At 65.5% G+C, this 21,006-nt stretch carries 18 protein-coding genes; 2 read left to right on the forward strand and 16 right to left on the reverse strand.

Going from position 1 to position 21,006, the window contains the following annotated elements:
• Positions 1 to 50 precede the first annotated feature (50 nt).
• The 5 genes from ABZ720_RS09195 to ABZ720_RS09215 form a co-directional block, all read right to left on the reverse strand.
• Positions 51 to 1,385 carry an ABC transporter substrate-binding protein gene (locus ABZ720_RS09195; protein ID WP_366555224.1) on the reverse strand — a complete coding sequence of 445 codons (1,335 nt, stop codon included), beginning with the start codon at positions 1,383 to 1,385 and terminating at the stop codon, positions 51 to 53.
• An 81-nt stretch (positions 1,386 to 1,466) separates the two neighbouring features.
• Positions 1,467 to 2,546, reverse strand: a complete 1,080-nt coding sequence (locus ABZ720_RS09200; protein WP_366555225.1) for a branched-chain amino acid ABC transporter permease — start codon at positions 2,544 to 2,546, stop codon at positions 1,467 to 1,469.
• Positions 2,547 to 2,550: 4 nt separating this feature from the next.
• Positions 2,551 to 3,552 (reverse strand): branched-chain amino acid ABC transporter permease, encoded by a 1,002-nt coding sequence (locus ABZ720_RS09205; RefSeq protein ID WP_366555471.1) that lies wholly within the window; start codon positions 3,550 to 3,552, stop codon positions 2,551 to 2,553.
• 22 nt (positions 3,553 to 3,574) lie between these two features.
• Complete coding sequence (locus tag ABZ720_RS09210) at positions 3,575 to 4,369, reverse strand: ABC transporter ATP-binding protein (RefSeq protein ID WP_366555226.1); 795 nt, start codon at positions 4,367 to 4,369, stop codon at positions 3,575 to 3,577.
• Between the two features lie 53 nt (positions 4,370 to 4,422).
• Positions 4,423 to 6,402, reverse strand: a complete 1,980-nt coding sequence (locus ABZ720_RS09215) for an AMP-binding protein (protein ID WP_366555227.1) — start codon at positions 6,400 to 6,402, stop codon at positions 4,423 to 4,425.
• A 502-nt stretch (positions 6,403 to 6,904) separates the two neighbouring features.
• On the opposite strand from ABZ720_RS09215, the gene acnA reads away from it, so the two are divergent.
• Complete coding sequence (gene acnA / locus ABZ720_RS09220) at positions 6,905 to 9,589, forward strand: aconitate hydratase AcnA (RefSeq protein WP_366555228.1); 2,685 nt, start codon at positions 6,905 to 6,907, stop codon at positions 9,587 to 9,589.
• 92 nt (positions 9,590 to 9,681) lie between these two features.
• On the opposite strand, the gene ABZ720_RS09225 is transcribed toward acnA, so the two are convergent.
• From ABZ720_RS09225 to ABZ720_RS09255, 7 genes are all read right to left on the reverse strand, one after another.
• The gene (locus ABZ720_RS09225) at positions 9,682 to 10,191 is read right to left on the reverse strand and encodes a methyltransferase family protein (RefSeq protein ID WP_366555229.1); all 510 of its coding nucleotides are present in this window, start codon (positions 10,189 to 10,191) and stop codon (positions 9,682 to 9,684) included.
• An 8-nt stretch (positions 10,192 to 10,199) separates the two neighbouring features.
• Positions 10,200 to 11,228 (reverse strand): GTP 3',8-cyclase MoaA, encoded by a 1,029-nt coding sequence (gene moaA, locus ABZ720_RS09230; RefSeq protein WP_366555230.1) that lies wholly within the window; start codon positions 11,226 to 11,228, stop codon positions 10,200 to 10,202.
• Positions 11,229 to 11,357: 129 nt separating this feature from the next.
• Positions 11,358 to 11,711 (reverse strand): helix-turn-helix domain-containing protein, encoded by a 354-nt coding sequence (locus ABZ720_RS09235; protein ID WP_366555231.1) that lies wholly within the window; start codon positions 11,709 to 11,711, stop codon positions 11,358 to 11,360.
• A complete protein-coding gene (locus ABZ720_RS09240) occupies positions 11,708 to 12,016 on the reverse strand; it encodes a Smr/MutS family protein (RefSeq protein WP_366555232.1) in 309 nt (102 codons plus the stop codon). The genes ABZ720_RS09235 and ABZ720_RS09240 overlap by 4 nt, the downstream gene beginning before the upstream one ends.
• A 298-nt stretch (positions 12,017 to 12,314) precedes the next feature.
• Entirely contained in the window at positions 12,315 to 13,001 is a 687-nt protein-coding gene (locus ABZ720_RS09245) for a LutC/YkgG family protein (protein ID WP_366555233.1), read from the reverse strand.
• The gene (locus ABZ720_RS09250; RefSeq protein ID WP_366555234.1) at positions 12,998 to 14,431 is read right to left on the reverse strand and encodes a LutB/LldF family L-lactate oxidation iron-sulfur protein; all 1,434 of its coding nucleotides are present in this window, start codon (positions 14,429 to 14,431) and stop codon (positions 12,998 to 13,000) included. Before ABZ720_RS09250 ends, ABZ720_RS09245 begins: the two co-directional genes overlap by 4 nt.
• A 9-nt stretch (positions 14,432 to 14,440) precedes the next feature.
• Positions 14,441 to 15,262, reverse strand: coding sequence for a (Fe-S)-binding protein (locus tag ABZ720_RS09255; protein WP_366555235.1), 822 nt, complete (start codon positions 15,260 to 15,262; stop codon positions 14,441 to 14,443).
• Positions 15,263 to 15,417: 155 nt separating this feature from the next.
• Between ABZ720_RS09255 and ABZ720_RS09260 the strand changes: the two genes are divergently transcribed.
• Positions 15,418 to 16,215, forward strand: a complete 798-nt coding sequence (locus tag ABZ720_RS09260) for a prolipoprotein diacylglyceryl transferase family protein (RefSeq protein ID WP_366555236.1) — start codon at positions 15,418 to 15,420, stop codon at positions 16,213 to 16,215.
• A gap of 3 nt (positions 16,216 to 16,218) precedes the next feature.
• Here the strand turns inward: ABZ720_RS09260 and ABZ720_RS09265 are convergent, their stop codons facing one another.
• The 4 genes from ABZ720_RS09265 to ABZ720_RS09280 are packed head-to-tail and all read right to left on the reverse strand — an operon-like array spanning position 16,219 to position 20,910.
• Positions 16,219 to 17,790 (reverse strand): class I adenylate-forming enzyme family protein, encoded by a 1,572-nt coding sequence (locus ABZ720_RS09265; RefSeq protein ID WP_366555237.1) that lies wholly within the window; start codon positions 17,788 to 17,790, stop codon positions 16,219 to 16,221.
• The gene (locus ABZ720_RS09270; protein WP_366555238.1) at positions 17,787 to 19,715 is read right to left on the reverse strand and encodes a flavin-containing monooxygenase; all 1,929 of its coding nucleotides are present in this window, start codon (positions 19,713 to 19,715) and stop codon (positions 17,787 to 17,789) included. Before ABZ720_RS09270 ends, ABZ720_RS09265 begins: the two co-directional genes overlap by 4 nt.
• A complete protein-coding gene (locus ABZ720_RS09275) occupies positions 19,712 to 20,335 on the reverse strand; it encodes a TetR/AcrR family transcriptional regulator (protein ID WP_366555239.1) in 624 nt (207 codons plus the stop codon). Before ABZ720_RS09275 ends, ABZ720_RS09270 begins: the two co-directional genes overlap by 4 nt.
• Positions 20,332 to 20,910 (reverse strand): nuclear transport factor 2 family protein, encoded by a 579-nt coding sequence (locus ABZ720_RS09280; RefSeq protein ID WP_366555240.1) that lies wholly within the window; start codon positions 20,908 to 20,910, stop codon positions 20,332 to 20,334. The genes ABZ720_RS09275 and ABZ720_RS09280 overlap by 4 nt, the downstream gene beginning before the upstream one ends.
• Positions 20,911 to 21,006: the final 96 nt, after the last annotated feature.

A 21,006-nucleotide genomic window follows, 5' to 3' on the forward strand; every position in this document is an offset into this window, starting at 1 on the left:
CCTCCCGTCAGGAAAAAGCCGGGCGGCCGAAGCCGCCCGGTACACACGCCTTACATTTCTTCAGAGCAGTCCCGGAGTTCGAGCCCCTGCTCCTCGGCATACTGGGCCGCAGAGGATTCATAGGCCGGCCGCAGGTCATCGTTGCGCGGCTGGATCCAGTCGGACGCCGGCTCCCAGGCCTCGCCGTTCCACTGCTGCACGTAGGCGGAACCGCCGCCTTCATGGTCCTCGCACGACAGCTGGATTTCGCGTGCGAAGCCGGCCAGGCCCATCTCCTCCCAGCGCTCATTGGTGATGTGCAGGTTCTCAAAGCCCCAGCGCACCTCCTCGCCGGTCAAGGGCCGCTCGCCGAACTCGGCCTGGGCGGTGCGTACGGCTTCGGTTGTCAACACCGCGTTCAGGATACCGCGATTGTAGTTCACCTCACCGACGCCTTCGCGTTCACCGTAGCCCTCGTCCTCGTCGTAGAGCAGAGTGAGGATGTCATCGATGGCGGAGAAATCCGTCCCCGTCGCGTGGAAATTCAGCGCCTTGTAACCGGTGCCCGCGTTGCCGGCCGGCCGTACATCCGGCTCCGTGCCCGACCACCAGATGCCGATGAAGCGATCCATGGGATAGCCGATGGCGGCTGCTTCCTGCACCGCGGTGGAGTTCATCACGCCCCAGCCCCACATCAGGGTCCAGTCCGGCCGCAGCTGGCGGGCGATCTGCAGCCAGGTGGCCTTCTGTTCCAGGCCCGGAGGCGCCACGGGGTAAAGTGACAGCTCGTAGCCCTCTTCCTCCGCCAGACGCTCCAGCGTGGCAATCGGTTCGCGACCGTAGGCGCTGTCGTGGTAGACGAGCGCGATCTTCTTGCCCTCCAGATCGCCGCCTTCTTCTTCCTGGATGTACTGGATGATGGCGTCCGCCCCGGCCCAATAAGTGGCGGGTGCGGTGAAGATCCAGGGGAAGACCCGGCCGTCGGACGCATCGGCACGACCGTATCCCATGGACAGCAAGGGCACCCGGTCCTGCGTCGCACGGGGAATCAGAGCGTAGGTGATACCGGTGGACAGCGGGCTCCAGGCGGCCGGCTCAGAGGGGCCGGCATCTTTCAGGCGCTCATAGCATTCGACGCCGCGGTCGTTGTTATAGGCGGTATCGCATTCCTCGTAGTAGATCGACACGCCGTTGATGCCACCATCGCGCTGGTTGAGCATTTCCAGATAGTCGGCATAGCCATTGGCGAAGGGAATACCACTCGGTGCGTAAGGCCCGGAGCGATACTGCAACCCCGGGAAATACTGGGCGTTCTCATCGTCCTGGGCCTGGACCGACGTCGCTGTGACTGGCACTGCCAGCAGGGCAGCCGCGGCCGACCCGATCAGAAGTCGTTTCAGAGTCATGCTACTCTAACCTCCCTCGGTTGCCGGGATTTTCTCCCCGGCTGGTTGAACCTGCCTCTGTGGCAGGGTTGCTGACGACGGCTAGTAGGGGAAGGGCCAGCGGCGCAGCTTCTCCTTGCCGATCTGCCAGAGTCGCGCGAGCCCGTTCGGCTCGACGATCAGGAAGAAGATGATCATGGCGCCGAAGATCATGAACTCCAGGTGCGCGATCAGATCCACCGGCAGGCGCAGACCAACCATGGCCGGAAGGTTGCTGAGTGCAATCGGCAGAAGGACGATGAAGGCCGCCCCCAGGAAGGAACCCAGGATCGAGCCCAAGCCACCGATGATGATCATGAAGAGCACCTGGAAGGAGCGCGTGACCTCGAAGGCCAGCGCCTCGACCGACGCGGTGTACATGAAGGCCCAGGCCGCCCCGGAGATGCCGATGAAAAAGGAGGACACGGCAAAGGCGGAAAGCTTCGCCGCCATCGGGCGGATGCCGATGATCTCTGCCGCGATATCCATGTCGCGGATGGCCATCCAGGCACGCCCCAGGGCGCTGCGTACCAGGTTCTTCGCCACCAGAGCCAGCACTGCCGTGAAGCATAACAAGAAGAGGTATTTGTTCACCGGCGTGGCCTCGATGCCGGTGACGTAGAAATTGCCGAAGATCGCACGCGGCGGCGCAGTGATGACGCCGGCCGGGTTGTAGTTCGTCCACCAGGGATTCTGAGTGAACATCCAGATCAGGAAGAACTGCGCCGCCAGGGTGGCAATTGCGAGATAGAAACCCTTGATCCGCAGCGAGGGAATGCCGAAGGCAATTCCCACCAGCGCCGTACCGAACCCGGCCAGGAGGAAGATCAGCAGGATGTTCACCTCAGGCATCCAGGTGGTCAGCTTGAAGGTGAAGAAGGCGCCGCAGGCCATGAAGCCGCCCGTGCCCAGGCTGACCTGTCCGCAATAGCCGGTCAGGATGTTGAGCCCGATGGCCGCGATCGAGAAGACCAGGAAGGGCACCAGGATCGAGTTCAGCAGGTAGTTCGTGGCGATGAAGGGGACCACCAGCAAGGCGAAGAGGAAGATGATCAGGACACCGATCCGATCCTGCCGGATGGGGAAGATCGCCTGATCCGAGGCGTAGTCCGATTTGTACTGGCCGGCTTCGCGGTAGAACATCGCCTCAGACCCTTTCGATGATCTTCTCGCCGAACAGGCCCTGGGGCCTGACCAGCAGGAACAGCATGGCGAGCACGTAGGCGAACCAGTCCTGGATCGCGCTGCCGATGTAGGTCGACAGGAAGACCTCGGCGATCTGCTCCCCCGCTCCGATGATCAAGCCGCCGACGATGGCGCCGGGAATGGAGGTCAGGCCGCCCAGGATCAGCACCGGCAGGGCCTTCAGCGCGATGAGGGCCAGGGTGAACTGCACGCCCATCTTGCTGCCCCACATGACGCCGGCGACCAGCGCCACGATGCCTGCAACCGACCAGACGATGGCCCAGATTGTCTTGAGCGGAATGCCTACGGACAGCGCCGCCTGGTGATCGTCGGCAACAGCACGCAGGGCACGGCCGATGCGCGTCTTCTGGAAGAAGATCGCCAAAATCGCCACAAGGGCACCGCCGACCAACGCCGCGATCACATCGAACTGGCTGACCAGGATGCCACCGTCGAAAGTTTCCTCGAAGAGGAAGATCGGCGTGCGCGGAATGCCGATATCGAGCTGCTTAACGTCCGAGCCCCACAGGGTCTGCCCGAAGCCATCCAGGAAATAGAAGATGCCGATGGTCGCCATGAAAAGGATGATGTGCGGCTGGTTGACCAGCGGGCGCAGCACGACCCGTTCGATCACCATGGCTAGCAGCACCATGACGCCGGCGGTTACGAGGAAGGCCAGGGTCCAGTGCAGCCCCCAGCCCATCAATCCCACCATGGTGAGCGCGGCAAAGAGCACCATGGAACCCTGGGCGAAGTTGAAGACGCTGGAGGCCTTGAAGATCAGCACGAAGCCGAGCGCCACGAGCGAGTACATGACGCCTTGCAGCGTCCCCGCAATCAGCACTTCCAGGAAGTAGCCCCAGTTGAAGAAAAGATTGGGATCGATGGCGCTGATGCCCTGCAGCAGCAGCCCGAGACCGATGATTGCCGCGGGCGGGATGATCAGCCAGGGCAGGATCCTCATTGGCACGGTATTTGTCCCTCCCTCAGTGCCCGACGCCGAGGTAGGCGCGAATCACCTCCTCGTCGCGGCGCACTTCATCCGGCGGCCCGTCGGCCAGTTTGCGCCCATAGTCGAGCACCACCACCCGGTCGGAGATATCCATGACCACGCCCATGTCGTGCTCGATCAGCGCGATGGTGGTGCCGAACTCCTCGTTCACGTCGAGCACGAAGCGGCACATGTCCTCCTTCTCCTCGACATTCATGCCGGCCATTGGCTCGTCGAGCAGCAGCAGTTCCGGCTCCATGGCCAGGGCACGAGCCAGTTCCACCCGCTTCTGCAGCCCATAGGGCAAGCGACCCACCGGGGTCTTGCGGATGGCCTGGATCTCCAGGAAATCGATGATGCGTTCGCAGAATTCGCGGTGGCGGATTTCCTCGCGCTGATTGGGGCCCCAATAGATGGCCTGCAACAGCATGTTGGTGCGCATTTTCAGCAGCCGCCCGGTCATGATGTTGTCCAGGGTCGACATGCCCTTGAACAGCGCCACGTTCTGGAAGGTGCGGGCGATGCCCTGCTTGGCGGCGTTGTGGGGGCGCATCTTGCGGCGCACCTTCCCCTTGTAGGTGATGGTGCCTTCCTGGGGATGGTAAAAGCCATTGATAACGTTGAGCATCGATGTCTTGCCGGCCCCGTTCGGGCCGATGATGGCCCGGATCTCGCCCTTGCGGATGTCGAAGGAGATGTGGGTCAGCGCCTTCACCCCACCGAAGGCAAGCGAGATGTCCTTCACCTCCAGCAGGACCTCGTCGAACACGCGCGCGGTGCTTTGCGTCACGCCACCATCCTCTTGTCGGTTCTGGTTCGTGGCCGGGGAGGTCGCAACAGCACTCATTCCGCAGCCTGCCGGATCGCGGGTTGTGCGGGCGGGAAGGTCTCCACATCGGCGATCGTCAGGTCGCCGTCGAGCCGGCCCTTGCGGCCATCCTCGAAGGTCACTTCGACGGAGGCGTGCACTTCGGTACGACCGTCGTAGAGTGCCGCGATCAGGTCTGCATAGCGCTCATTGACGATGCGCCGGCGCACCTTGCGCGTGCGGGTCAGCTCACCGTCATCGGCGTCCAGTTCCTTGTGCAGCACCAGGAAGCGCCGCACCTGGGAGCCGGCGAGCTTGCTGTCCTGCGCCAGATCCCGGTTCACCTGCTCCACATTCTCGCCAATGACCGCGTAGAGCTCGGGCAAGGCCGTCAGTTCCTGATAGCTGCCGTACTGGATGGAGTTGCGCTCCGCCCAGTTGCCGACGGCCTCCATATCGATGTTGATGAAGGCGGTGGCGAAGGGCCGCTCGTGACCGAAGACCACGGCCTCCTTGATGAAGGGAAAGAACTTCAGCTTGTTCTCGACATACTTGGGCGCGAAGAGGCTGCCATCCTGCATCCGCCCCACGTCCTTTGCCCGGTCGATGATCTTGAGATGACCGGTGGCCTCGTCGAAGAAGCCGGCATCGCCGGTACGCACATAGCCGTCCGGGGTCAGCGCCTCGGCGGTGTTCTCCTCGTCCTTGTAGTAGCCCTGGAACTGGCCGGGCGACTTGAAGAGGACCTCGCCGCCCTCCTCGATGCGGATATCCACATTGGGGATCGCCGGTCCCACGGTGTCTGCGAAGATGGCGCCGTCGGGCTGGGCTGTGACGTAGAGGAAGGCTTCCGTCTGACCGTAAAGCTGTTTCAGGTTCAGCCCGATGGAGCGGTAGAAGGAAAAGAGGTCGGGGCCGATGGCCTCGCCTGCCGTATAGGCCACTCGGATGTTCGAGAAACCGAGCACATTCTTCAGGGGCCCATAGATCAGCACCTCACCCAGGGCATAGTGCAACCGGACGAGCAAAGGCACCTGCTCCCCATTGAGGATCTTCTCGCCATGGCGCTTGGCCAGGGCGATGAAGTGGTGGAACAGGGCACGCTTCATGCGCCCGGCATCCTCCATGCGGATCATGACCCGGGTCAGCAGGTTCTCGAAGACCCGCGGTGGGGCGAAATAGAAGGTCGGTCCGATCTCGCGCAGGTCCTGCTCCACCGTGTCGGCGCTCTCAGGACAGGCCATGCAGAATCCGGCCACCAGGCCTTGCGCATAGTTGAGATAGTGGTCGCCCACCCAGGCAGGCGGCAGATAGGCCAGCACCTGGTCCCGATCGTTCAGGTGATCGAAGGCCACGGTGTCGCGCGCCGCGTTGATGCAGCCTGCGGCGGTCAGCACCACGCCCTTCGAGCGGCCGGTGGTGCCGGAGGTATAGAGAATGACGGAGATGTCGCTTCCCGCGCCGGCGGCCACGGCCTGCTCGTAGAAGTCGGGATGCGCCTTGAGGAAGGTTTGACCTTCCTTCTGTACCGCCTCGTAGTCATGCAGGAAGGGCTGGTCGTAATTCCGCAGGCCGCGGGGATCATCGTAAATGATCGTCTCCAGCGTGCGGCAGCGATCCTTCAGTTCCAGGAGCTTGTCCACCTGCTCCTGATCCTCGACCACCGCGAACCGCGCTTCGGCGTGGTCGAGGACAAAGGCCATCTCCTCGGCCACCGAGTCCTGGTAGAGCGGCACCGGCACGCAGCCCAAGGCTTGCGCGGCCGTCATGGCCCAGTAGAGGCGCGGGCGATTGTCGCCGACGATGGCCACCCTCTCGCCACGCTGCAGTCCCAGCGCCGCCAGGCCACAAGCGAAATCCCGGACTTCGGCGGCAACCTCCTTCCAGGTCGAGGTCTGCCAGATACCGTAATCCTTCTCGCGCATCGCCGGACGGTCGCCACGGACCTCAACGTGATGGGCGAGCAGCTTTGGAAAGGTATCGAGCGACTCCGGCGGCAGACTTGCTGTGCTCATCGCACCCCCTCCCGCGATGAAGCATCGCCATCCGCGCGATATAAGCGCAGCGCGACGCACCGCTCAAAGGGCATGGCTGCACGATCGTCAGCGACCATCGCTGGGGTCTCCCCGAAAGCCTCTAGTTCTCCCTGTCTACGCACTGCGCCGGCGCCTGTTTCTATCGTAGCGCTTGCAGCGAGCACGCGGCTCCATGAGCCAAGTCCATGCTAGCGCCCTCATTTCTCAGCGCAATAGGGAGTTTTCACATAAACAGCCGTCCGCCACATCGCGCGCGTTCCGATCGTCTCTGATCGGCGGGCCTTGGCTGCACGAGCCGGAGGGCGTATATATCCGCACACTTCAAGACAGCGGTTTCCCGCCGACATGGTCGCTACCGGTCGCGGGGCGCTAGCCCGATATCGTTTCGCTGCTCAGATGAGCGTTATCGGTGGAAGCGACCCAGAATCGCCGGTCCCGGCGCGGCTCCCCGTGCCGACCGGCACGGCATAGGAGAGATCCGGTGACCCCAGGACATGACAGCCTGAAAACCCGCCGTACCTTGGACGTCAAAGGCCAGGAGTACGATTACTACAGCTTGGAGGCGGCCGCCGAGCAGATCGGCGACATCAGCCGCCTGCCCTTCTCGCTCAAGGTGCTGCTCGAAAACCTGCTGCGCTTCGAGGATGGCAAGACCGTCACGGTCGACGACGTCAAGGCCGTCGCCGGCTGGCTCGAGAAGCGCCGTTCCAGTCGCGAAATCGCCTACCGTCCGGCACGCGTGCTGATGCAGGACTTCACCGGCGTGCCCGCCGTGGTCGACCTTGCCGCCATGCGCGAGGCCATGACCAAGCTCGGCGGCGATCCGCAGAAGATCAACCCGCTTTCCCCGGTCGATCTGGTCATCGACCACTCGGTCATGGTCGACGAGTACGGCAACGCCAAGGCCTTCGCCCAGAACGTCGACCACGAGTTCGAGCGCAATGGCGAACGCTATGCCTTCCTGCGCTGGGGCCAGACCGCCTTCGGCAACTTCCGCGTCGTGCCGCCGGGCACCGGAATCTGCCATCAGGTGAACCTGGAGTACCTGGCCAAGGTCGTCTGGAACACCGAGGTGGACGGACGCAAGATCGCCTATCCCGACACTTTGGTCGGCACTGACAGCCACACCACGATGGTGAACGGCCTTGCCGTGCTGGGCTGGGGCGTCGGCGGCATCGAGGCGGAAGCCGCCATGCTCGGCCAGCCCATCTCCATGCTGCTGCCGGAAGTGATCGGCATGAAGTTGACCGGCGAGATGAGTGAGGGCGCCACGGCCACCGATCTGGTGCTGACGGTCACGGAAATCCTGCGTCGCCACGGTGTGGTCGGAAAGTTCGTCGAGTTCTTCGGCCCGGGCCTGAAGCACCTGACCCTGGCCGATCGCGCCACCATCGCCAACATGGCCCCGGAATACGGCGCCACCTGCGGCTTCTTCCCGGTGGACGAGGAAACCCTGCGCTATCTGGCCTTCACCGGCCGCGACCCGGAGGTCGTCGAACTGGTGGAAGCCTACGCCCGCGCCCAGGGCATGTGGCGTTTGGACGACGCGGATCAGGATCCCGTTTTCACCGAGACCCTGGAACTGGACCTCGGCACCGTCGAGCCCTCGCTGGCGGGACCGAAGCGCCCGCAGGACCGCGTTGCGCTGTCCGACATGGCGCAGAGCGCCAAGGCGACCATCACCGAGGCAGGTTCCACGCTCGATGCCTCGGAACCGGTCAAGGATGCGTCCTACAGCCTGCCGAACGGAGCGGTGGTCATCGCCGCCATCACCTCCTGCACCAACACCTCCAACCCCTCGGTGCTGATCGCCGCCGGCCTCCTGGCGCGCAAGGCGCGGGAGAAGGGACTGAAGGTCAAGCCGTGGGTGAAGACCTCCCTGGCCCCAGGCAGCCAAGTGGTCACCGACTATCTGGAAGCCGCCGACCTGCAGGACGATCTCGACGCCCTCGGCTTCGATCTCGTCGGCTACGGCTGCACCACCTGCATCGGCAACTCCGGCCCCTTGCCGGAGCCCATCGCCGAGGCCATCGATGCGGGCGATCTGCACGCAGCCGCGGTGCTGTCGGGCAACCGAAACTTCGAGGGGCGGGTGAATCCGCAGACGCGGCTCAACTACCTGGCCTCGCCGCCGCTGGTGGTGGCCTACGCTTTGGCCGGAGTGGCGACTGCCGATCTGGTGAACGAGCCGCTCGGCACCGGCAGCGACGGCGAAGCGGTCTACCTCAAGGACATCTGGCCGACCAATCGCGAGATCGCGACCTTACTCGAGCAGTCGCTTTCTCCGGAGATGTTCCGCAGCCGCTATGACAACGTCTTCCAGGGTCCGCCGCAGTGGCAGACCATCAAGACCTCGAGCGGCATGACCTACAAGTGGGATCCGGGCAGCACCTATGTGCGCTTCCCGCCCTTCTTCGAGGACATCACGCCGGAGCCCGGCACCTACGAGGAGGTGAAGGGCGCGCGGCCGCTGGCACTGCTCGCCGATTCCATCACCACCGACCACATCTCGCCGGCCGGTGCGATCAAGCGCGACAGCCCGGCGGGCCACTACCTGATGGGCTATCAGGTGCGTCCGCAGGACTTCAACTCCTACGGCGCGCGCCGCGGCAACCACGAAGTCATGATGCGTGGCACCTTCGCCAACATCCGCATCCGCAACGAGATGGTGCCAGGCGTCGAGGGCGGCTTCACCAAGCACCGCCCCTCGGGCGAGATCATGCCGATCTACGACGCGGCCATGCAGTACCAGGCCGAGGGCGTGCCGCTGGTGATCGTCGCCGGCAAGGAGTACGGCACCGGTTCGTCACGCGACTGGGCGGCCAAGGGCACCCGCCTGCTGGGCATCAAGGCGGTGATCGCCGAGTCCTTCGAGCGCATCCACCGCTCCAACCTGGTCGGCATGGGCATCCTGCCCTTGCAGTTCCCCGAGGGCGTGGACCGCAAGTCGCTTGAACTCACTGGCGACGAGGTCTTCGACATCGAAGGCTTTGCCGGTGGGATCACGCCGCGCATGGATATCACCTGCCGCATCCATCGGCCGGACGGTGCCAGCGAGGAGATCAAGCTGCTCTGCCGCATCGATACGGCCGACGAGGTGGAGTACTACCGCCACGGCGGCATCCTGCACTACGTTTTGCGCAAGCTGAACGAGAAGGCCGCCTGAGTCTTCGTATCAGGTGCTGAAACGGCAACGGCCCGGCTGTCATCAGCCGGGCCGTTGTGATTCAGGGACGCATTGTTCGGCGCTTGGCGGCCCTACAGCCAGCGCCGCACCCGTTGCCGGTAGTCTTCGTACTCCTGGCCGAAACGCCGGGCGAGGTAGCGTTCTTCGCGCAGCACCACGCCCCGGTGCAGCAGCAGACCCAGCAGCGGCAGAACGAGCAGCGGCCAGAGGCTGTCCGCCAGCAGTCCGCTGGATGCCTGTAACAGCAGCAGGCCCAGGTACATGGGGTTGCGGGTGTAGCGGTAGACGCCGCCGGTGGCCAGGCGCCGCGTGGGTTTCCAGGGCTCAGCCGGGGTTTGAAGCCGCCGGAAGGCGCGCAGCGCCGAGAGTGCACCGAAGGCCGCAGCCAGGATTAACCCGAAACCAAGCGGCAGCCGCAGCCATGCGCTCAGGCCACCGCCGAGGCCCAAAGGCAGAGCCCAGTGCAGCAGAGCGGAGAGTGCCAGCGCACCGGCGAACAGCAGCGGCGGCGGCGCGATCACGCCCGCCGTGCTGCGGTCGACGGCGGTCTGCTGCCGCTGTTGCCGCTGCCGACGCGCCATGGCGCCGATCAGCCGCCGGTGGTGCTCATATGCCGGGCCGCCACGCCGTGCGTTCCCTGCTCTCGGTCGATGATGAAGTCATGCCCCTTGGGCTTGCGCGAGATGGCCTCGCGGATCGCCTGCTCTACAGCCTCATCGGCTTCACTGGCGCGCAGGGGTGCCCGCAGGTCGGCCGCATCCTCCTGTCCCAAGCACATGAAGAGCGTGCCGGTGCAGGTCAGGCGCACGCGGTTGCAGCTTTCACAGAAGTTGTGCGTGAGCGGCGTGATGAAGCCGATGCGTCCCCCGGTTTCCCGGCAGGAGAAATAACGCGCCGGGCCGCCGGTACGATGGCTGCTCTCATCCAGCGTCCAGCGGGTCTGCAGTTCCCGCCGCACCTCGGTCAGGGGCCAGTACTGATCCAGGCGCAGCTCGGGTCCGATATCGCCCATGGGCATGACCTCGATGAAGGTGAGATCGAAGCCCTCCCGGCCGCACCAGGCAACCAGGTCGTGGATTTCCTTGTCGTTCACGCCTTTCAGGGCAACGGCATTGATCTTGACCTGGAGCCCGGCCTGCTTGGCCGCTTCCAGCCCCTGCATCACCTTGTCGAACTTGCCCCAGCGGGTGATCGCCTTGAACTTGTCCGGGTCGAGCGTGTCCAGGGAGACGTTGATGCGGCGCACGCCGGCCTTGTAGAGCTGGTCGGCATAGCGGCTGAGCTGGCTGCCGTTCGTGGTCAAGGTCAGCTCCTCCAGGCCGCCGCCGTCGAGGTGTCGCCCCAGCCGATCGAAAAGCCACATGATGTCGCGCCGCACCAGGGGCTCTCCGCCAGTGATCCGCAGCTTGCGCACGCCCAGGCGCACGAAAGAGCTGCACAGGCGATCCAGCTCTTCCAGGCTCAGGATCTCCGCCTTGGGCAGGAAGGTCATGTCTTCCGACATGCAATAGGCGCAACGGAAGTCGCAGCGATCGGTCACCGATACGCGGAGATAGGTGATGGCGCGCGCGAAGGGGTCGATCAACGGCGCTGCCGGCGTGCCAGCGGAATCAAGCATGGAGCCTCGCATTTCTCTCCGTGGTGGCGCTGCCGGTTCGAAGCCTGCAGCGTTCTTTCCATTCGAATATAACGCTTCTGTCTGGAGATTTCTTCCCTAAAATCATCAGGGGCTTGGGCGTGGGCGCCGCTACTCCTCCTCGATCAGCCGCAACAGGGCCTCGATGTGTTCCGGCGGCAACTCGGCAATGCGCTCGGCCAGACGGTTGGCGAGCAGGGTGGCGCGGGGGTCGAGATTGGCCGTATCGACCGTCACGCGCGGGTGCGACAGGTCAGCCAGGCGCTGCAACGCTTCCGCCTCGTCCCAAATGATGCCGAGATACTGGCAGACGCGATGCACGAAACGTCGGTTCGGCCGGCTGCGATAGCCCCGCTCCAGGGCGGAGAGATAGGCCGGCGTCACGCCCAGCCCGGCGGCCATCTCGCCCAGCGCCAGCCCGCGTTCGCGCCGCAGTTCGCGCAGCCTGGCGCCGAAGGGCGTCATCCTCGCTCCTTGTCGCGTTGGCGCCGGAGCAGGAGATAGAGCGCGCCCTGGCCGCCATGCTCCGGGCGGGCATGGTCGAACGCGAGAATCTTGTCGCGCATGCCGGCTTGGTTGAGCCAGAGCGGCACCTGGCGGCGCAGCACGCCGGCCTCGCCGCCGCGTCCCTTGCCGGTGATGACCAGAATACAGCGCCGGCCGAGCGCCGCCGACCGAGTGACGAAACCGGAAAGCGCCGCGTGGGCGTCCGCCTGGGTCATGCCGTGCAGATCCAGCCGGGCCTCGATGGGCAGCCGGCCTCGTCGCATGCGCTGGGCCTTGCGTTTGTCCAGCCCTGCCACATCTCCGTGGCTGAGTTCCGGCACTGCGGGTGGCCGCACCTTGGCGGGCAGCAGCGCACCCCGGGCTGTGGAGTTCTTCAGATCCGGTCGTCGTTCGCCGGGCGCCTGGGCCGGAACCGTTGCGGGCGCCTCCGCTTCAACCGCGCGGAGTCGGGACCTTAGCGGCTTGGCATCACGGGTGATGTGGCGCCACAGCCGGAGGTCCTCCTCGCTGGGCCGGCCCGGCCTGGAGCTTCTGCGCGCGGATGCCACAAGCCAAAGCCCCCTAAGCCGGCTCTGTCCCGTCCTCGACGAGGACGACGTGCAGGCGACGCGGGCCGTGGGCGCCAAGTTGCAGTTGCTGCTCGATGTCGCCGGTTCGTGAGGGTCCCGTGATCATGTTGACCGTGCGCGGCATCGTGCCGTCGTGGACCTCCCGCAGGCGATCCCAGACCTCTTCATAGGCACCGGCGACCTGTTCGGCGCGCAGCACCACGACATGGGTTTCCGGCAGGAAGTTGAGCGTGGTCGGCGTCTGCGGTCCGGAATGCAGCACCAGGGTGCCCGTCTCCGCCACCGCCGCGAAGGCTGGCGTCACGGAAACGCGGTCATTCGGCGCCGCCCGCCCCTCGGACAGCTCGAACATCGGCACCTTCTCCGCCCAGGGCAGTGCCTGCAGATCCGGATGCGGAGCAAGCCGGGCCTGAAGCGGCAGATTGCACTGGCGCAGATAGTCCGCAACGGCGCCCGGCACATCCTCGGCCGCGGCGACGCGGGCCACGGTGGCGTTCGCCCCCTCCGCCTGGCTCACGAAGAGCTGCAGCAAGGCCTCCCCCGAGAGCTGGCCACGCTGCGGGACCGTGCCGCGCACACGGCTGCGCAGGCGGGCTTCCACCGCCGCCTCCGCACCGTCGCCGGGCTGACGCTTGAGGAAGCGGCGCAGGCCGCCGAAGATCGCTTCGCGGCCGCTCATGGCGCACCCCCCGACCGCTGTTGCCGTTCCGACCAGAGCGCCTGGAAGCTGCGGCCGGCCGGCGCCGGCAGCTCCCGGTGTGCCGTCCAGCCCCCCGCCAGCGGCAGGCTGGAGAAACGCCCGCGCTTGCGCCCGGCGCGCCCCAGGAAACGCACCGCGAGGCTCGTGGCCCAGCGATAGAGCCGCGGCCGCTTGGCGAGAAACGCCCAGGCCTCGATGCCGATCCGCGCCTTGGGGGGCGCCTGGTGTTGCTCGAACTCCCGCTCGCGCCAATGCCGCATCATCTTCGGCAGGGGGATGCGCATGGGGCAGACCGCCTCGCAGCGCCCGCAGAAGGTCGAGGCATTGGGCAGATGCCCTGCCTCATGCACGCCGATCAGCGAGGGCGTCAGCACCGCGCCCATCGGCCCGGGATAAACCCAGCCGTAGGAGTGTCCGCCGACGGCGTGGTAGACCGGGCAGTGGTTCATGCAGGCGCCACAGCGGATGCAGCGCAGCATGTCCTGGAACTCCGTGCCGAGCATGGAGCTGCGACCATTGTCCAGCAGGATCACGTGATACTCACCCGGGCCATCGGGATCGTCGGCACGCCGCGGGCCGGTGGAGAAGGTGGTGTAGGAGGAGAACTCCTGCCCCGTGGCCGAGCGGGCCAGCACCCGCAGGATGGTGCTGCAGTCCTCCAGGGTGGGCACGACCTTTTCCAGGCTGGCGATGACGATGTGCGCCTTCGGCAGGGTCTGGGTCAGGTCGCCGTTGCCCTCGTTGGTGACGATGACGCTGGTGCCCGTCTCGGCAATCAGGAAGTTCGCCCCGGTGATGCCCACATCGGCATCGAGATAGCGCTGGCGCAACACCTGCCGCGCCTCATCCACGAGCTGCGTCGGCTCGGACAGCGGACGTTCAGGCGACAGGTGCCCGTGCACCCGCCGGAAGTCGCTTTCCACCTGCTCCTTGGTCACATGCACTGCTGGGGCGATGATGTGGCTCGGCGGTTCATTGCGGATCTGGATGATGTACTCGCCGAGATCGGTCTCGACCGGCTCGATGCCCTGCTCGCTCAGGAAGTCGTTGAGCGCGATCTCCTCGGAGATCATCGACTTGCCCTTGGTGGCCGTGCGGGCATTCACCGAACGGCAGATTCGCAGAACCGCCTGGCGCGCTTCCTCTGCATCGGCACACCAGTGCACCTTGCCGCCGTTCTCCGTCACCTTGGCCTCATAGCGCTCCAGATAGAGGTCCAGATGCGCCAGAGTATGATCTTTGATCGCCTTGGCCTCGTCGCGCAGCTGCTCGAACTCCGGCAGCCGGTCAGCCGCCTGCTGTCGCTTGTCGATGAAGCCGCTGCGCACGTGCCCCATGGCCCGCTGCAGCTCGGAATCCTGCAGCGCGCGATGGGCATTGTCCTTGAAGGCGTGAGAGGTTGCCTGCATCGCTCTGCCCTACTCCGCCGCCGGCCGTTGCGTTGTCGCCGGCTCGCCGATCGCCGGCTCGTCCGTCTGACCTGCCAGCACTTCGGCCACATGACGCACCTCGACGTCCGCCCCGCGACGCTGCAGCTTGCCGGCCATGTTCATCAGGCAGCCCAGATCGCCGGCGAGCAGCAGTTCGGCCCCGCTGCGCTCGATGTTCTCGGCCTTCTTGGTGACGATGGCATCGGAGATTTCAGGATACTTGACGCAGAAGGTGCCACCGAAGCCGCAGCAAACCTCCGCCTCCGCCATTTCCCGCAGTTCCAGCCCCTCCACCGACTGCAGCAGTCGTCGGGGTTGGTCCTTGATGCCCAACTCGCGCAGACCGGAACAGGAATCGTGGTAGGTCGCGGTGCCCGGCCAGGAGGCGGCAACTCGCTCCAGTCCCATGACATCGGTCAGGAAGGCCATCAACTCCCAGCACTTCCCTGCCAGGGTCCGAGCCTCGGTTTCTTCGGATTCGCCGGCGAAGAGGACGGGATAGTGCTCATGCAGCATGCCGGTGCAGGAGCCAGAGGGAGCCACGATGTAGTCCACGTCGCGGAAGGCGCGCAGCACCGTGCGCGCCACGTCGCGGGTGTCGCGACGATCACCTGAGTTGTAGGCCGGCTGACCACAGCAGGTCTGCCCTTCCGGCACCACCACGCGACAGCCTGCCTCCTCCAGCAGCTTCACCGCGGCAAAACCGACGCTGGGCCGAAAGAGGTCGACCAGACAGGTGACGAAAAGGCCCACGCGGGGGTGTTCTGGGGGGCGTTCAGGTCGCTGTTCTGGGGCTGGAACAGTGGTCATAGGGCTCATACTCCTGAGGTCCGGGCGAGAATGGTATGATGATTGGGGAATGGCAAGCACCTCCCGCCCCGCGACAATCCGCGCCATTGGCCCCGCCGGGAGGCTGGATAGCATCCGCCTCCCACAGATGAGCAGCTTGGCGAGGTCTTGAAAGCATGAACGCAGTCGGAATCGGTCCCCTGGTCTTCTCCAGCGAGCGCTTCGCGGCGATTCTGGGGATAGGCGCCTTCCTGTTCCTGGCCGTGCTGATCGCCTGGCGCCTGGGACGGCGCTTCGAATCCTGGGCCTTCTGGAGCGTCGCGCTGGCTGTCGTCAGCGCCCGCTTGGGCCACGTGCTCGAGCACCTTTCCGCCTTTGCCCAGGAACCCCTGCGCGCGCTGGCCTTCTGGCAAGGCGGCTTCTCCTGGCCCTGGGCAGTGATACCCTTGGCCGCATTTGCAGTATGGCGGCTGCCGCGACGGCATCTGCCCTGGGCCGCAGCCCCGCTTACCGCCGGACTTCTCGCCTGGGCCGTCACTTTGCAACTGACCACGAGCCGCGAACGCCCCACCCTGCCCGAGACCCAGTTCCAGCAGATGACCGGGGAAGCCTTCGCGCTTGGCGACGGCTTCGAAGGGCCGCTGGTGGTGAACCTCTGGGCCACCTGGTGCCCACCCTGCCGCCGTGAGATGCCGATGATGGCAGAGGTCGCCGCCGAGGAAGACGGCGTCACCTTCATCTTCGCCAACCAGGGTGAAGAGATGGCGGAGATCCACCGCTATCTCGACGCAGAGGAGCTGAACCTGGGGCTGGTGCTCCTCGACCGCGAACAACAACTGACAGCCCACTACGATGCCCTCGGCTTGCCGGTCACACTCTTCATCGATGCGCAGGGCGAGCTCGTGCGCTCGCATCTGGGCGAAATCTCCCGCGAGGTGCTCTTGCGCAACATTGCCGAGATGACCTCCGGCTGAGCGTCAGAACTCCGGAAGTTCGCCTCGCGCTGCGGCCTCACGGATGGCCTGCTTCTGGATCTTGCCGGTTGCCGTGCGCGGCAGGGCATCTGTGCAGAACCACCGTGTCGGGACCTTGAAGGGCGCCAGGCGTTCGCCCGCGAAATCGAGCAGGCTGGCGCGCAGGGCCTCGTCCGCCTCGTCATCGGTCACGATGACCGCACCCACCACTTCCTGCAGCAAACGGTTCGGCAGGCCGACGATGGCGCATTCGCGCACCGCCTCGTGCAGCAGGAGCTGGTGCTCCACCTCGGTTGAGTAGATGTTCTCGCCGCCGCGCACGATCATGTCCTTCTTGCGGTCGACCAGCGTGATCATCCCGTCTTCGTCCATGACCCCGATGTCGCCGGTGTGCAGCCAGCCCGCGGCAAGCGTTTCGGCGCTGGCTTCAGGTTTGTCGAGATAACCCACCATGATATGCGGACCCTGGGCCAGCACTTCACCTACGGTGCCGCGCGGCACGCAGGCACCGGCCTCATCGACGATCTTGACCGCTACGCCGGGTATGGGCCCGCCCGCCGATCCGAGTTTGCTCAGCGCGAAGGCATCCGGCAGCACGCTGATGGTTCCGCCGGACTCCGTCTGCCCCATGCCGTGAAAGAGCCCGGCATTGGGGAAGGCCTCGCGCAGCTCGGCAATCCGCTCCGGCGGCATGCTGGAGGCCCCGAAGCGAATGTTCCGCACAGACGAAAGGTCAAACGCGGCGCGGTCCGGATGCTCCAGCATCATCAGCAGCATCGCCGGCACGGCCCCAAAGCCGTCGACCCGGTGGCGCTCGATCAGGTCGAGCGCCACCTCGGTCTTGAAGCGCTCGACGATCAGCGTGCCGCCATTGGCCAGCACGGGATAGAACCAGGAGTGGGCGGCGATGTGGAAAAGCGGCGTCATGGCCAGCGTCACGCTGCCGGGCAGCTCATAGCCCCAGCCGCGACAATTCTGGAAGGCACCGGCGATGAGCGTGCGATGGCTGTGAATCACGCCCTTGGCCGCCCCGGTTGTCCCGGAGGTATAGAAGATCGTGGCGGGTGCGTCGGGTTCCACCCTCGGCATGTCTACCTCGGCCGGTGGCGCGTCCAGCAAGGCTTCCGGCCGGATCTGCGGCAACGCGCTCTCCAGCGGTGCATCGGAGATCAGCAGGCTGGGTTGGCAATCCGCGATCTGGTAGTCGACCTCGCGCCGCCTCAGCTTCGTGTTGAAGGGCACGGCCACCGCGCCGGCGCGGTGGATCGCCAGGTAGGCGATGATGAAGTGGTCGCTGTTCTCCATCATCATCACGACCCGCTCACCGGGCTGCACGCCATGCCGGTCCGCGAGATTACGGGCTGCACCGCGGACAGCTTGCGCCAACGCGCCGTGGCTCCACTCTCTGTCGCCATGCACCACGGCAAGGTGCTCAGGCTCGGCATTGCCCGCCAGGATCAACTCGGGAAAGCAGGCCTCGCGCCAGTCCGCCAGGTGCGCCTCCAGCCAGTCGACCTCGCGCGCTGCTTCCTGGGACAGGCCAGTGTCCGCTTCACGCAATGACGCCGGCCTCATCTCTGATCCTCTTCCGCCCGAACGAAGTGGAAGTCATTGGGATCCGGTTGGCGCAGGCGCGCCCAGTACTCACCCATGCTCCAGGGGCTGTTGGTGGTGACGCGGCCCGAGGTGTTCTTGAACCAGCTGGTGGAGCCGCCCAGCGACCAGACCATGCGGCTCAGTCGCGCATCCGCCTCGTGGTTGTAAGCCTCGAAGGCCTCGGCTCGGCACTCCAGTGCCTCTGCGCCAGCTTCTGTTGCCATGTCGAGGCACTGCACGATGTAGCGGCTCTGGATCTCCGAATGGATGATGGCCGATCCGCCGAAGGCGAGATTGGTGTTGGGGCCGTAGAGCATAAAAAAGTTGGGAAATCCCGGCACCGTGACCCCGAGGTGCGCCCGCGGATTGTCGTCCCCCCAGAGCCCGCGCAGGCTCTGCCCCTGCCCGTTCATCACCTCGAAGGAGGAGAGCATGCGGCTGGCCGCGAACCCGGTGGCGAAGATGATAACGTCAAAGTCATGCCGCTCGCCGTCCTGGGTCTCGATGCCCTCAGGCAGGAGTTGGGCAATGCCCTCCGTCACCAGGCGCACATTGTCGCGCAGGAAGGTCTTGTACCAGTTGTTGTCCAGCAACAGCCGCTTGCTGTAGGGCGGGTAGCCTGGGGTCATCTTCGCAATGAGATCGGGCCGTCCCGCCAGTTGCCGGCGGATGTGGCGCAGCATCATGTCCCGCAGCCGCGCGCTGCGTGCGTTCAGCGCATCGGGGACATCCTGCGGCCACTCCGGATCCTGCAGCAGGGCCGGAAAGGCGTAATCGCCGTAGTTCCAGTTGAAGACCAGCCGCTTCCAGGCAAGGTAGGCCGGAAGCGCCTTCTGCCGCGCGATCTCTGCCGCCGGCACCTCGGCCAGATAGTGGCGGTTGGGCATGACCCAATGTGGTTGCCGCTGAAAGACGGTGAGCTGAGCGACCTCCGGCGCGATGGTCGGCACCACCTGCATGGCGCTGGCCCCGACACCGACCACGGCCACCCGCTTGCCCTTCAGGTCCAGCGCCGGATCCCAGCAGGCCGTATGCACCAGCGGCCCGGAAAAGCGCTCAAGACCGGGAATGCTGGGCCAGGCGGGGCTGTTGAGCTGCCCCACGGCGCTCACCACCGCATCATAGCTCTCGGTCCGGGGCGCCGCCCTGCCGGCCTGCGAGGTGACGTCCCAGCGGCAACGCTGCGCATCGTAATCGCAGGCCAGCACCTCGGTCGCAAAGCGGATGTGCGCACGCAGGCCGAAGCGCGTGGCGCAGTCTTCCAGATAGTCCGCGATCTCGGCCCGGCGCACGAAGTAGCGGCTCCAGTCCGGCTTCTGGGCGTAGGAATAAGAGTAGACATAGCTGGGCGAGTCGACGCCGCAGCCGGGATAGAGGTTCTGCGCCCAGGTGCCGGCGCAGTGGTGATCCCGCTCGAACAGCGTGACCGCATAGCCGGCCTCCAGCAGTTCGCGCCCCATGGCGATGCCCGAGGCCCCGGCACCGATCACCGCGACCCGCTTCTGCTCCACCGCTTGCGGATGAGAGCCCAGCGGACGAGGCTGCGGCTCGTCCGCCAAGAGGTCGGACTGATCGAGCAGCATGAGGCGTTCCTGCGCTTCGACCTCCGTGCCCAGGCAGGCGGTAACCAGCAGCGTTGCCAGCCTGCTGTCGCCCTCGAGCCGCGGCGTAATCCGGCCCGCTTCGGCCTCCTCGGCCGCTGCGAGCCGGATCGTTTCAATCAGTTCGTCGGAGATGCGCCCGCGCCCCCGCTCGGCCACCTCCTCCGCCAGGCGCCGGGCCAGCGCCTCGTCCCGCCGCAGGGTGGCCACTGCCGCCCCGACCGCGACGATCTCCTCCGCCCGGCCAAAATTCACTGTCGGAGTAGTGGCCTCAACTGCCGGCCGTGCCTTGACAGCGCTCACCTGCGATATCCCACCAGGTTCAGACCAAGCTGTGCGATCTCGTCCGCCAGTTCCTCGGGCGAGAGGGGGCCATCGGGTGAGTACCAGCGGTGCACCCAACGCACCATGCCGGCGATGCTGAGCGCCGCGAGCTTGGGCTGGCTCACATGGAAATGCCCCTCCTCACAGCCCTGGGCGACCAGACCGGCCAGGAGATCGTTGAAGGAGCGTTCGACGGCGCGGATGCGGGTCAGGAACGCCTCGGAGAGGTTCTTTTCCTCCTGCAGGTACACGCCGCTGGTCACCTGGCGATCGATGTTCTCCAGCGTGAACTCCCGCAGGAAACCCGCGAGCTTGTCGGGAACCGGCTGGTCGCTGGCCACCACCGCCTCGATGTTGGCGTGCAGACGGGTGGCCGACTGTTCATAAACAGTCTCAAGTATCGCCTGCTTACTGCTGAAATGACTATAGATAAAGGGCTTGGCCACTCCGATGTCCGCAGCAAGCGCATCCACCGTGGTGCCTTCGTAGCCGCGCTCGTAGAACAACCGCACCGCCGCGTCGACGATGCGGGCGCGCTTCAGGGCGTGCAACTCCGCGCGCAGGCCCTTCGGCTGGTGGTCTCGCGTCCTCGTCGTCATGCCGTCCCTCGTGCCAGAATTTGATGGACCAGGTCGCGGTCCGCGCCCTCGCCCCCACGCTTGCCGCCGACCCAGCCTGTGTCCTCGGGACGCGGTATGGCCACGCCGGGGACCACGGAGACAGAATCGAAGACAACCGTGCGTCGGGCAATCTTCCAACAACCATCGCGCCGCGTCACGATATCCACGTAGCGGCAGGCGATCGTCATGTCCAAAGCCTTGTCGGCCGGCATGTCCAGCTCGCCCACAAGGGATTCCAGCGCGCCTCGGCTTTCCACGGGATACTTTTGCATGGCGATACAATAGGTTTCGGCCAGAGCCTCATCCTCGGCCAGAAAGTCCACCAGGCAGTTGGTCACCGCGTGCATGCTGAAGGGGATGCTGCTGTGTCGCTCGGCGATCCAGGCAATGAGAGCGTCGACACCCCCCTTGAAGCTGCCGTGATCATCGTAGGCATCGGGGTGGAAGACATCGCGAATGGCCTCGAGGTCGAGCCGGTCGATCGCGCGGCACCAGCGCTTGATCAGTTCGCGGATCTCCTCGCGGGCGAGCAGTTTGATCATCTCATCGGCCATGGCGCCTACTCTTAATTCTGGATTCCTACTGCTTGGTAGCCCAGCGCTGCTGGGGCGCGCAAGCGCCATATGCCGCGCCGCACGTGCCCTTGCCGC

The sequence above is a fragment of the Aquibaculum sediminis genome, assembly GCF_040712085.1.
In the GTDB taxonomy this organism is placed as follows: Bacteria; Pseudomonadota; Alphaproteobacteria; order Kiloniellales; family DSM-21159; genus Aquibaculum; species Aquibaculum sediminis.